The 11,671-nt window shown below is 42.1% G+C and carries 12 protein-coding genes and 2 pseudogenes; 7 read left to right on the top strand and 7 right to left on the bottom strand.

Annotated features, from left to right (window positions below; genetic code table 11):
* Positions 1–638 precede the first annotated feature (638 nt).
* Positions 639–1,232: a recombinase family protein gene (locus Q0E19_RS11250; protein ID WP_294409625.1), complete on the top strand. Its 594-nt coding sequence runs from the start codon at positions 639–641 to the stop codon at positions 1,230–1,232.
* Between the two features lie 223 nt (positions 1,233–1,455).
* Here Q0E19_RS11250 and Q0E19_RS11245 read toward each other — a convergent pair whose 3' ends face one another.
* The 5 genes and pseudogenes from Q0E19_RS11245 to Q0E19_RS11225 form a co-directional block, all read right to left on the bottom strand.
* The gene (locus Q0E19_RS11245) at positions 1,456–1,890 is read right to left on the bottom strand and encodes a hypothetical protein (RefSeq protein WP_294409624.1); all 435 of its coding nucleotides are present in this window, start codon (positions 1,888–1,890) and stop codon (positions 1,456–1,458) included.
* Positions 1,891–1,903: 13 nt separating this feature from the next.
* Positions 1,904–2,689, bottom strand: a complete 786-nt coding sequence (locus Q0E19_RS11240) for a hypothetical protein (RefSeq protein ID WP_294409623.1) — start codon at positions 2,687–2,689, stop codon at positions 1,904–1,906.
* A gap of 9 nt (positions 2,690–2,698) precedes the next feature.
* A complete protein-coding gene (locus Q0E19_RS11235) occupies positions 2,699–3,457 on the bottom strand; it encodes a CPBP family glutamic-type intramembrane protease (RefSeq protein WP_288970220.1) in 759 nt (252 codons plus the stop codon).
* Positions 3,454–3,960 (bottom strand): helix-turn-helix domain-containing protein, encoded by a 507-nt coding sequence (locus Q0E19_RS11230; RefSeq protein WP_117928415.1) that lies wholly within the window; start codon positions 3,958–3,960, stop codon positions 3,454–3,456. Before Q0E19_RS11230 ends, Q0E19_RS11235 begins: the two co-directional genes overlap by 4 nt.
* Positions 3,961–4,134: 174 nt before the next feature.
* Positions 4,135–4,365, bottom strand: a pseudogene (locus Q0E19_RS11225) (hypothetical protein).
* Positions 4,366–4,458: 93 nt separating this feature from the next.
* On the opposite strand from Q0E19_RS11225, the pseudogene Q0E19_RS11220 reads away from it, so the two are divergent.
* The 5 genes and pseudogenes from Q0E19_RS11220 to Q0E19_RS11200 form a co-directional block, all read left to right on the top strand.
* Positions 4,459–4,551 (top strand): annotated as a pseudogene (locus tag Q0E19_RS11220) (hypothetical protein); the annotation flags it as partial.
* A gap of 122 nt (positions 4,552–4,673) precedes the next feature.
* Positions 4,674–5,243, top strand: a complete 570-nt coding sequence (locus tag Q0E19_RS11215; RefSeq protein ID WP_177444270.1) for a tRNA (adenine-N(6)-)-methyltransferase — start codon at positions 4,674–4,676, stop codon at positions 5,241–5,243.
* On the top strand, positions 5,244–6,194 hold the full coding sequence (locus tag Q0E19_RS11210; protein WP_015558936.1) for a VirB6/TrbL-like conjugal transfer protein, CD1112 family: 951 nt from the start codon (positions 5,244–5,246) through the stop codon (positions 6,192–6,194).
* A gap of 23 nt (positions 6,195–6,217) precedes the next feature.
* The gene (locus Q0E19_RS11205; protein ID WP_046436716.1) at positions 6,218–6,595 is read left to right on the top strand and encodes a PrgI family protein; all 378 of its coding nucleotides are present in this window, start codon (positions 6,218–6,220) and stop codon (positions 6,593–6,595) included.
* A 62-nt stretch (positions 6,596–6,657) separates the two neighbouring features.
* Complete coding sequence (locus tag Q0E19_RS11200) at positions 6,658–9,099, top strand: VirB4-like conjugal transfer ATPase, CD1110 family (RefSeq protein WP_294409622.1); 2,442 nt, start codon at positions 6,658–6,660, stop codon at positions 9,097–9,099.
* 28 nt (positions 9,100–9,127) lie between these two features.
* On the opposite strand, the gene Q0E19_RS11195 is transcribed toward Q0E19_RS11200, so the two are convergent.
* Both Q0E19_RS11195 and Q0E19_RS11190 read right to left on the bottom strand, forming a co-directional pair.
* Complete coding sequence (locus tag Q0E19_RS11195; protein ID WP_177444268.1) at positions 9,128–9,535, bottom strand: PIN domain-containing protein; 408 nt, start codon at positions 9,533–9,535, stop codon at positions 9,128–9,130.
* Entirely contained in the window at positions 9,519–9,752 is a 234-nt protein-coding gene (locus tag Q0E19_RS11190; RefSeq protein WP_015558940.1) for a type II toxin-antitoxin system prevent-host-death family antitoxin, read from the bottom strand. Before Q0E19_RS11190 ends, Q0E19_RS11195 begins: the two co-directional genes overlap by 17 nt.
* Before the next feature lie 88 nt (positions 9,753–9,840).
* On the opposite strand from Q0E19_RS11190, the gene Q0E19_RS11185 reads away from it, so the two are divergent.
* On the top strand, positions 9,841–11,671 hold a 1,831-nt coding region (locus tag Q0E19_RS11185), incomplete at its 3' end, for a hypothetical protein (RefSeq protein ID WP_294409620.1).

Raw genomic sequence — 11,671 nt, 5'->3', positions numbered from 1 at the left:
TCACTAAGCGTGAAACGGCGAAGAAATACACCCGTCAGGTGCGCCAGTACATCAACGAACAGCAGATGAAGCGTGAGAGGGATAAAAGCCGTCAGAGGACACAGGCAAAACGCAGAAATAAAAATGCACTTGAATAAAAATACGGCAGGGAGAGAGTTTCTCCTTGCCAATATGTAATACTTAGGTAAAAGCTAAACTTTATGGAAGATTTTTATTATTGAGTTAATCCCAAGCAGAACGTAATACTTTTCACCTTCCTTGAAACGATTATACATATCCATTTCACAAGTAAGAGTCTTCAATCTGCTTGATTTATTAACATAGCAATCAACTGTGTAGTGATTTGAGTATAGTACTTTTGAAAAAGTAGAGTCCATACCTTTGTGTGTATTTACTCTTTTCTTTACTATCGTAATATTCGCTTTTTTCTTATAAATACATAACAGGACAAAGTAGAGTAAAATGACACCGAATAAGAATACAACAATAATCGTTTGGATTATTTGTGACAGTTCCATTGTCAATCACCTCAAGAGGGATATTTATGATAAGGACAAGTTGGTTTTATACGATAATTATACACCATCATCGCAAAAAAGTCAACCATAACTCAATACAACAGAAAGGAAACAACAACTATGAGCAAAATCGGATACATCAGAGTTTCCACCGAACATCAGGAGACAGCAAGACAACAGGAGATCATGTGCGACTATCAGGTTGACCGCATCTTCTCCGAGAAGATTTCGGGAGCGAATAAAGACCGCCCACAGCTCAGGGCTATGCTTGACTATGTGCGTGAGGGCGATACGCTTTACATCGAGAGTATCAGCCGTTTAGGACGCTCCACGAAGGACTTGCTGAACATCATTGACACTCTCACCGAAAAGGGTGTTACCCTCATCAGCCACAAGGAGAAAATCGACACCGACACGCCTGCGGGCAAATTCATGTTGACCGTATTTGCAGCACTCTCTCAGCTTGAAAGAGAGCAACTCAAACAGCGTCAGCGTGAGGGCATCGAGATTGCTAAGGCACAGGGCAAGTATACGGGGCGGAAGCCTATCCCCACCGACTGGACAAGGTTCGGTCAGCTTTATGGGGAATGGAAGTCGAAGAATATCACTGGCAGGGACTTTATGCGGAGAATGGGTATGTCGGCAAATACCTTTTACCGTCGTGTGCGTGAGTATGAAATCACTCACGGCATCACCGAGCAGACCTCAGCTTGACCGTCTGGCGAACGGAAATATCCCTCAGAGACGTCCACCATTGCGGAGCGGAAAACTAACCGCTGAAAAGAAAAAGCCCTCAGAAACGCTTACAGAGCGTTTCCGAGAGCTTGTGGTTATTCAGTTTCAATAGGGTTTGTGCCTGTTGTGGTATGCTCCACAATTCTGATTATGACTTATGCGGAACGGAAAACGGGTGCACCAGTAGGCTATGGTTATATGACTATTTCATATATAGATAAGCACATGCAATAGCTATAGTAATGAAGCAAAGAGCAAAAAATGAGGTGAGAACACTATAAGTCATGACTGCATTTTTTACTTGTTTCTCTGAAAAAGCAAATATATTCAAGTTGTTTTGGGGAACAATAATATAAACTTTATCACCTTTTTCTACCCTGGAATCATATGAACAAACCATTTTTCCAGTTATATCTTTTCCATCAATGTTATATTTTGCTTTTGCGTATTTTCTGCTATCATAATTGCGATTTGATATACCATATGCCATGGTAATTACTGCATAACAATGTGTATATGCTTTATCTTTGATGTCATGATAGAAATGTAATGCAATATTCAAATTTACTGCATTTTTAACACAACATATAACAAACAGGAGCAATAAGAAAGCATCAATTATTACCTGTTTCTGCATACGTTTACTCCTATTAGGAAACACTAATCTGCTTGTCAATTGGTATCTCACAGTTACAATATTTGCAGATTATGTCATTCAATTCAGTAATATTACGAGTAGCTTCGGATTTGCTTGAACTTGTCTTATAAATGAGCCATCTATCCTGATTTAAATATCTAAGATATTCTCTTTCAGCATAACATTTAGCAAAAGTATTAAAAATGAAAAGATTAGTGAAATCTTTCTCCTCTTCAACTGTTAGTGCAACAATCATTTCACCATCAGAATTATATCCTCGGTGTCCATCCATAAATTTTCTGGAGATAGCTTGATCTATGTCTTGTGTAATTCCCACATTGATAGAATTAGTTACCCTGACACTGCAAGCGTCTCCAACAATTAGAGAAGTGCCTATAAGAGCAATTTCAATTACAATACCAACTGGGCCCAAATCGCAGAGTGCTGAATGTGCCTTAAAAACTCCAAATGCCCTCACAACATCATATCCACAATCCTTAATTGTATTGAAAAATATTTCCCAGCCATCTTCAAGTCCTGCACTGTTGAAACTACCACCTGAAGCGTGTGTTCCGCGCTTGTCATAACGGGCGGATATATAGCCACATTCCGCAAATGCCTGAGCCAGACTTTTGTATATATCGGAATGGAATCCGAAACCATTTCCGTCACGGTCAAGCTTTCCTGTTCCCATGATGATGACAACAGCAGGAGATTTTTTCTTCTCGTCATCATAAGTGATCGTTGTACCGATAGGATATTCGCCCTGTATCGTGATATTCTTTTCTTTGATATCCATAGGTTCACCTCATAGAATGATAAGCCAAATCGTTCTGCTGACGATATGCGCCAGCATATGTACAAGCATCGCATACTGTATGCCGTATTTTCGGTAGAATCTGCCGAATAAGATACCAAATGCACCATTCATCAGAAAACTTCTGAAAATGAGCATAGGAGTTAGGTGCCCTATGATTTGCGCTGTTGAGGGGAGGTGTGCTGCAGCAAACAATGCAGCAGCGGTGATATTCGAGACAACAAGTATCTTTTCAGGAACAGCATCCTCTTTTTTACAAAACAGCTTCCAACCAATTAATGCGATCAGGCTCATAAAGAACAGTCGCATCATAACTTCCTCAATGACACCGCCATACAGGATAGATGCGATCCATGTGGGAGTATCAAAGCTCTTAGAGTTCTCATAGCTGTCTGCCAGCTCGGGTATCCAATTTGCAAAGGTAAAGGCATCGGCACTCACGATAATTCCGCATATCGCTCCTGCAAGCAGTGTGATAAGCGTATCCTTTTTGGCAAGCTGAAAGGGTCGGATAAGACCGATTTTATCTGCAACAATATATCCTAAAAAGCCACAAATAACGGCATAAATAACCGTCTGTAGCGTCGTTAAGAGCATGACCATTTCCTTGCTTCCTACCTGCTGTATTGCATTTGCAAGCGCTTCTTCGTCTACACTTGCTATGGACATTTGAGCCGTGAACCAACCGCCGACAGCTGCAAACGGTATCAGGCATAATGTGAATAATAACGCCTTTCTGAATTTTGTCATTTCTTTTCCTCCTTTGCAACGGGTGCTGAGATGACCGAAAAGCTCCTGCTTTTTCCGCCTTCCTCCGGCTCTGAATATTTACCTATTATTTCTCTTATCTCCTTAAAGAGATTTTCATAGCTTTCATCGGTCAGAGTAAGCATATAGGTACGCAAGGACAACATATCAGCAAACGGATCTGCATTTTCTTTATCGCTGTATCTTTGGAAACTGCCATACAGTGCCATGAGAAACTGATAGGCACTGTCAGCTATATCTATATTTTCAGTAAATTTAGCTTCGTTAAGTGCTAAAAGCCTTTCCAAGCTTCCCCGCACCTTTCGTTCTTCCTTGACGATCAAAACTTCTTCTTTCAGAAGATAATTGATATGACGATAAAGCGTAGGCTGTGGAACATCGTGCAATTCCTCGCATATCTGCTTGGTCGTTGCTTCGCTCTTGATCTGGAGAAACTGCATGATTTTCATCCTTATGGGGTTTGTAATAACATCGGATAGTTTCATTGCATGACCACCTTTCTCAATGTATATTATATTCTTAAAAATGATAATAGTCAATAGTGTTCACAGAAAGTTTATAATTGTACTCTACAAATTATTTGTAGAAGCCTATTGAAATGAAAAAGTCTTATCCCCGTATCACAGGGATAAGACAATTTCCATAGTAGGTATATGTGATTACTCCTGAACCTCTCTCATCAAAGCCACGCTGTCCTTGAAGCCGACCTTGTAAGCAGCCCTCATTTCAGCGGCAGATGTATCGCTCACGCAGTCGAGGATTTTGTGGAATACATCAATCTGCTCCTATCCCAGAGAATCCTCAAAGGGAATACAGAACTTGTTGAACTCGTCAGAGAACTCGGCGGAGTGAATATCACCCACACGGAGGTTGTAAATTATATCAATCATTGTAAGCACCCTTTTGGTAATTATTTAGCTTGCTGTACCTGTCTTACAATGTTTTCTTGAAAACTTCTTTACCGCTACTGTCCTAAATCCCAGGGCATGAAGCAGCTCATGTCAGGCCTTGGTCTGATACTCCTTGCAATCGTCCTCGTTCCTGTTCTTGAAACAATGATGACGGGTGCGATTTAAGTGACGTTGTGACCTAATATAAGCAGATTAGCTACATAGCGGTGGGTTTTGCGTTGCAATAATGGGTTTTGGGTAAGTGATCTGCACTCTCAGATATGAAAGACGAGGGAGTGAAAACATAAATGGCAATAAATATCGGATATTTAACTGCCAATAAAACAAGTGCAGGAGATGAAGTGTACACTCCATTCTATGCGGTAGAGCCGTTAATGGAATTTTTGCCGAAAGACAAGAAAATATGGTGTCCGTTCGATGAAGAATGGAGTGCGTTTTATCAGTATCTTACGGAACAGGGGTTTGATGTGGAACGAAGCAGCTTGAAAGATGGCAAGGATTATTTTCACTTTGAGCCTGACAAATGGGATATTCTCGTAAGCAATCCTCCATTTTCTAAGAAAGATGAAGTCCTGAAACGAGCTTTTACTTTTCAGAAGCCTTTTGCTCTTCTCTTGCCCGTGAACAGTATTCAGGGTAAGGCACGGTACATGATATTCAATAATGAGATTCAGATGCTCTGCTTTGATAGTCGGGTCGATTATCATACACGGCAGAATATGCTCTTTACAACAAAGGGAAATCATTTCGGCTCTGCGTATTTTTGCAGAAACCTTCTTCCCACAAAGCTGGAATTACGTCAGCTTGTGAAATATGACAGACCATTGATGAATTCCTCGGAGAGGGGTGATGAATAAATGGGAGTGATCAGCGATGCGATCGATGCTTTGGAGGATTGGTGCTGTGACTTATTCAAGGACGGCATAAAATCTCAGTTTGACGGAATTTCCGAACTTCTGACTGATACATTTGCTCAGACAACAGGTTCGGGTGCAAAGGGAAACCTTGTATCAAACTTTCTGACAAAGCACCCTGCTCAGTTTACGGGTACTGCCGGAAGTGCACCGACAGGCTACGGAATTTGGGCAACTATCGAAACACTCTGTAACAATGTTGTAGTCCCTATTGGAGGTTTCATTCTGACAGTCATCCTCTTGAATGAGCTTTGTCAAATGGTCATTCGGGGAAATAATTTCAAAGACTTTGACGATTCGATCTTTATCAAATGGATCATCAAAGCCTTATGCGGTGTAATACTTGTAGCCAACACATATTACATCGCTTCCGCACTATTTTCGTTTGGCACAAATGTATGCTCCAACGGACTTGCCACGCTGTTCGGCAGCGGTGATTATCTATCTAATAGTCTTGCGTTAAAGAAATCTGCTCTCAATAGCTTAGGCTTGGGAGAACTGATGACGGTGTGGTTCATATCACTTATTGTTCATCTGGGAGTGATGATACTTATTGTTGCGATCGTAATTACTCTTGCAAGTCGTATCATCGAGGTGTTTATGTATCTCAGCATTGCACCTATTCCTATGGCAACAATGATGGACAGCGGAGAATGGGCAAGTATCGGTAAAAACTGGGTAAAACAGCTTTTGGCTCTTTCTTTCCAGGGGTTCTTTATCGTAGTCGCACTCGGTATCTTCAAAACGCTTTTCAGCAATATGATCACGTCGCTCAATTCAAGTTCGGACGGTGTGATAATGCAAATGGCAATGCTTATGGGATACACGGCGGCACTTATCTTTACCATTCTGCGTACAGGAGCGATCAGCAAAAGTATGTTTAACGCACATTGACCTTGAACAAGATTGGAGGCCCTATGGCACATTATGTACAAATCCCGAAAGACCTGAACGACATCAAAGAGAAGTTTATTATGGGATTTACCAAAAGACAGGTAATATGCTTTGGTATCGGTCTTGTTCTCGGAGCACCTGTTTTCTTTCTGACGAAAACAGCTATCGGAATGTCCGGGGCGATCTTCGCTATGGGTGCAGTCGCTGCTCCTGCGATACTCTGCGGACTTTATAAGAAAAATGGCGTTTTCTTGGAGAAACAGGCAAAATATATGCGTGAATACTTTACAAGACCTCGAAAGCGGTATTACCGCACAACAAACATATTTGAGTGCTTTGAAAGGCATATCGAATACACAAGGATCAAGAAAAAGCTGAGAGATGCCGAAAGAAAAGGCTGATACGGCTGACTATACAGTAAACTTTCGGTGTCTACGCTTTTGAATATAAACGGAGGTTACCAATGGGCTTTAGAAAGAGAAATGCCAATAAAAGTGATAACCGCAGCAAGTCTAAGGTTGTCATGGGCAAGCCTGCCTCTCAGCTTACAAAAGAGGACAAAAAAATACTTTCCGCACGAATGACGGAAATCAAGAGTGCTAATGGCGGTAAGACTACGGTGCAGAACACCATTCCCTATATGTGTATGTATAAGGACGGTATTTGCCAGGTATCGGAGAACTTCTTCTCTATGACGGTACAGTTTTATGATGCCAATTACTCTATTTCGGAGTTTGAGGAACAGAATAATATCTTCTCAAAGTATTGTGATGTTATCAATCTCTTTGACAATACGATCAAATTCCAGCTTACCTTTGAAAATCAAAACAGATCAAAGGAAAAGCTCTTAAAAACGGTGCAGATACCTGAACAGAAAGATGATTTCAATGCAATCCGCAAGGAGTACAGCGAAATGCTTACCGATAAGCTGATGAAAGGCTCTAACGGTCAGTCGGCAAGAAAGTTCCTGACGTTTGGTATCGAATCCACATCATACAAGGCAGCAAGGGCAAAACTCTTGTCGATCAAAAATGACGTGATCAAGGGCTTTAAGGCTTTTGGCGTGGAGGCGAAACTTCTTGACGGCAGACAACGTCTTGAAGCTCTCTACTATGCCTTGAACCCTTACAGAAATTCTCCATTCATCTTTGATTGGGACAGTATGCTTCATGCAGGAATGGACACAAAGGATTCTATCAGTCCGTCCTCGCTGAAATTCAATAAGGCTGACTTTGAGATCGGTAATGCTTACGGTGCTGTATGGGGCATGAATATCCTTGCAGGAGAATTGTCAGACGAAATATTAAAGGACTTTCTTGAAATGCAGAACCTTTTCTGCGTGAATATCCATGTTGATCCGCTGGATCAGATAGCTGCCCTGAAATTCGTTAAAAAGAAGCTCACCAATGTGGAGCAGATGAAGATCGACGAACAGAAAAAGGCTTCGCAGTCCGGCTATGATCCCGACATTCTTCCGCCTGCGATCAAGATGTATATCGAAGACATTGAAAAGCTCCTCGCTGACCTCAACAGCAAGAATGAGCGTCTTTTTCATATCAGTATTTCATTGAGAGCTTATGCAAAAAGCAAAAAAGAACTGAAACTTCTTTCTGAGATGCTAAAGCGTGTTTGCCAGAAGAATAACTGCACGATGTTTCCATATGATTATCGACAGGAACAGACACTCGTTTCTACACTTCCGCTATGCTATAACAAAATTCCCGTTCGCCGTGAGATGCACACAAGCGGTATCGCTATCTTCGTGCCGTTTACCACGAAGGAGCTGTTTCAGGACGGACAGGCTACTTATTACGGCATCAATACGCTGTCAGGAAATATGATCCGTGCCAACAGGTCAAGGCTCAAAAATCCGAATGGACTTATCCTCGGTACGCCGGGTGCAGGCAAGAGTTTCAGTGTTAAGCGTGAAATACTCGACTGCTTTCTGACAACAGTCGATGACATCATCATCTGCGATCCCGAAGGCGAGTATTATCCGCTTGTTTCAGCTCTGCACGGACAGCTTGTTCGTATTGCTTCAAACAGCGAACAACACCTTAATCCTATGGACATCACTATTGATGATTTCCTTTTCAGCAATCCTATGGAAGTGATCGCAAATAAGTCCGACTTCCTGATCTCGCTTTGCGAGATCGTTGTCGGAGGCCGCTACGGTCTTTCTGCTGAGGAGAGGTCTGTTATCGACAAATGTGTTCAGAGCATCTACAAGCATTTTATTGAGAATGAGCCGACACCGGAAAAGATGCCGCTTCTCTCCGATTTGCAGCAGGAGCTTAATAAGGAAGGCGAAGTCGCTCTTCGTGTAGCAAATTCTCTTGAAATGTTCGTAAACGGCAGCCAGAACCTCTTTAATCACCGCACCAACATTGATATGAGTAATCGTATCATCTGCTTTGATATTAAGGAACTTGGCAATCAGCTCAAAAAAGTCGGTATGCTGATCGTACAGGATACCGTGTGGAACAGAGTTTCCGCAAACCGTGAGAAAAAGAAGATCACTCGCTACTACATTGACGAGTTCCATCTCCTTCTGAAAGAGGAACAGACAGCGAAATATTCCGCTGAGATCTGGAAGCGTTTCCGTAAATGGGGCGGCGTACCGACAGGCATCACGCAAAATGTCAAGGACTTGCTTTCTTCTCAGGAGGTCGAAAACATCTTTGACAACTCGGATTTTGTCTATATGCTGAATCAGGCAGCCGGAGACAGGGACATTCTCGCTGAAAAACTCCATATTTCAAAGGAGCAGATGAAGTTTGTAACAAACAGCGGTCCAGGTGAGGGGCTTATCCGTTATGATAAAGTGCTTCTGCCGTTTACCGATCGTTTCCCGACAGATACGGAAATGTATAAACTCATGACCACGAAACCAACCGGAGAATAATAAAAGCTGCCGACAATAGCTTTCAGGTTCAAATTCTCTCAAGCAATTCTGAGGGCTTCAAAGCAGGCACTTTGCTGTCCTTAAAATCACGAATGTTTCTTGTGACGATATAATCCGCTTTGATCCTACTTGCCTGACACATCTGTAAGGCATCTTCATAATCAGAAGAAAACATCTCAGCGGCGGCTTTTAGATCGGTTGATTTGAGGTCAACAACTTTAAATATCATCGTGATCTGCTGAATGAACTGTTCTGTTTTCTGTGGAGTAAGCTCCTTGCGGAGAATATACACAATGTTCGAAACAGACAATGCGGAAATGTAGCCCTCGATTTGATCTACTTCACAATACTTCCAAACTTTTGATGAGGCTTCGACAAACTCAGGACGGTTGCAAAGCACATCAAGAATGACATTGGTATCAACCAAAATTTTCATGTGCTTCTATCCTTTCTGCACGAACTGCTTTATCATCATAATCATTTTTAAGAACGCCAGTAAGTGAATCAGTCAGGAAGGAAACGCTTGATTCGTGGGAAACAAGTCTTGCAACTTCTTTTCCGTTCTTGAGAATGATGATCTCGTCACCCTGCTGAACAGCTTGCAGATAATGGCCAAAGTTATTCTGAATATCGGTAGCGGTTGCAGTGATCATAATAACACCTCCAAACATTTTCGCTAATATTAGTATACCCTATTTTAGCTAAAATGTCAAGGGTAAATTTTAGGGAAAGGGTGGAGCTATGAGCTTACATAGAAAAGAGAATAACCTCCGCAGAGCACAGGCACGTTTCGACAGAGTCAGCAGACGGTCGAAGCAGATTCAGATAGATTTCCGCCGTGAAGCTAACAGCAGAGGCCGCTTTCATACCCGTGCATATATTGTCCGTGGTGAGAAAACGCATCACGGCGGTCGGGGTATCGTCCATAAGTTTGCAAATGCGAAATACCGCATTCAGGGCGATAAACCGTCAGTTACACGGATGATCCAATCATGGCAGCCTAAGACATTCAAAGGAAAGCTATTTAAGGTAAATACCCGTGCTGTGAATTTTGCAGTTCATGATGTAGCTCAGACGGCGGTCGATACAGCTTTCGCAGCGGAAACTGGCGGTATCAAAACCGCCGATATTGCCCAGCGTGAAGTCCGCAACAAGCTCAAGCAGAAATACACCCGTGAAGCGGTGGACGATTATCACCGTGGTGTGTTTCTCATGGGTCGCACGGCGGTCGATGCTGTCAAGGGTACGCATGATCACCTGAAAACAAAGAAACAGTACAAGCTCGAAAAGGCGAAGTTGCAGCTAAAGAAAGCTGATAACAAGCTCTATAAGGCGAAAACGCAGAAGCCGAAAATGGCTGCGACAAAAGCCGATTTGAAGAAAGCCAAGGCGGAATATAAAGCCCGAATTGTAAAAGACAAGGGCAATAAGTTCCGTAAGGCGTTGAACAAGCGTCGATCGCAGGCATATAAGCAGACAAAGCGTGAGCTGAAATTTGAGCGTAAACAGCTGAAAACAGAACAGCAATTCCGTGTTAAGGAATTGCATAATCAGGAAAAGATCAGCAGAAACTCTCACCCAGGCTTGCTTGCATTAAAGCCAGTTTCATATTCGGTAAAGCGAATGAGGGCTTCTGCGTGGCAGAAAGCTGTCAATGAAGATCAGGACAATGACGTACTTCATGCGATAGACTCGGCAAAACGCAGAATAGCGGAACCTATCAAAGATAAGGTAAGCAAGCCTCAGCGGTTACAGCGAGAAGAAAAAAAGCGTGATCGCCTGTCCGATGAAAAGTCAAAATCAAATAAAAAACTCAATCGGCAGGAAAACAAGCTGAATGAAAAGCACGATAAATACAAGCAGAGAAAGAAGCGTAAACCCCAAAATAAGAAAACGAAAAAAACGGTGGCTGAGAGATTCAAGTCGGCTTTCAAATTCGTGAAAAATGTCTATGAAAAGGAAGTCAAAAAGTTCTTTGCAGCAATAGCTGTTCCGATACTTATTATCTTTCTTGTGTTTGCTTTTATCATCATGATTTTCAGCTCCATAGTTTCAGGCGGTGGATTTACCCTCGGCACTTATGCGGCACAGGACTATGACCTTTCCGAAGCTGAAAAATATTACACGGAGCTTGTTTATAACCTCAATCAGAAAATACTTAAAGTCAGCGATACTTCTGACTGGAAAAAAGGTCTTGTGGATTTCGGTGCAAAGAAAAAAGACTTGAAAGATGATCCCGATAACTGGTATTGGGGCAAGTCCCCTGTCTATGATTGGGATCCTGTATATGATTTCGACTGCTATAAGCTGTGGTCATTCCTTTGTGCATACTATTATGACTTTGATGCCGCCGACAACGGTGACATCAAGTATTGGAAGTTCAAAAGCGATACAAAGGATCTGCTTGAGGACATTTTCAATGCGGAGTATGAGTTCGTATATTGGTATGATAATAAATCCCGTTGGGAGGAGCTTGACAACTATGTTTATTTCGGTGTGTATTGTCAACCCCAAATAGTACAGAAATTATTTAGCCGAATGGGAAGCTTTGAATTGAACAGGAGAGAGATAA

Origin of the sequence: uncultured Ruminococcus sp. (genome assembly GCF_934476685.1) — a bacterium.
In the GTDB taxonomy this organism is placed as follows: domain Bacteria; phylum Bacillota; class Clostridia; order Oscillospirales; family Ruminococcaceae; genus Hominimerdicola.
Note: the sequence above shows the minus strand (reverse complement) of the source record. Positions and strands in the feature narration are given on the sequence as shown.

Coding starts and splice junctions, on each gene's coding strand:
- Q0E19_RS11235 (WP_288970220.1), bottom strand. CDS start 3,457: ATGACAAAATTCAGAAAGGCGTTATTATTCACATTATGCCTGATACCG.
- Q0E19_RS11190 (WP_015558940.1), bottom strand. CDS start 9,752: ATGATCACTGCAACCGCTACCGATATTCAGAATAACTTTGGCCATTAT.
- Q0E19_RS11215 (WP_177444270.1), top strand. CDS start 4,674: ATGGCAATAAATATCGGATATTTAACTGCCAATAAAACAAGTGCAGGA.
- Q0E19_RS11230 (WP_117928415.1), bottom strand. CDS start 3,960: ATGAAACTATCCGATGTTATTACAAACCCCATAAGGATGAAAATCATG.
- Q0E19_RS11250 (WP_294409625.1), top strand. CDS start 639: ATGAGCAAAATCGGATACATCAGAGTTTCCACCGAACATCAGGAGACA.
- Q0E19_RS11240 (WP_294409623.1), bottom strand. CDS start 2,689: ATGGATATCAAAGAAAAGAATATCACGATACAGGGCGAATATCCTATC.
- Q0E19_RS11195 (WP_177444268.1), bottom strand. CDS start 9,535: ATGAAAATTTTGGTTGATACCAATGTCATTCTTGATGTGCTTTGCAAC.
- Q0E19_RS11210 (WP_015558936.1), top strand. CDS start 5,244: ATGGGAGTGATCAGCGATGCGATCGATGCTTTGGAGGATTGGTGCTGT.
- Q0E19_RS11200 (WP_294409622.1), top strand. CDS start 6,658: ATGGGCTTTAGAAAGAGAAATGCCAATAAAAGTGATAACCGCAGCAAG.
- Q0E19_RS11245 (WP_294409624.1), bottom strand. CDS start 1,890: ATGCAGAAACAGGTAATAATTGATGCTTTCTTATTGCTCCTGTTTGTT.
- Q0E19_RS11205 (WP_046436716.1), top strand. CDS start 6,218: ATGGCACATTATGTACAAATCCCGAAAGACCTGAACGACATCAAAGAG.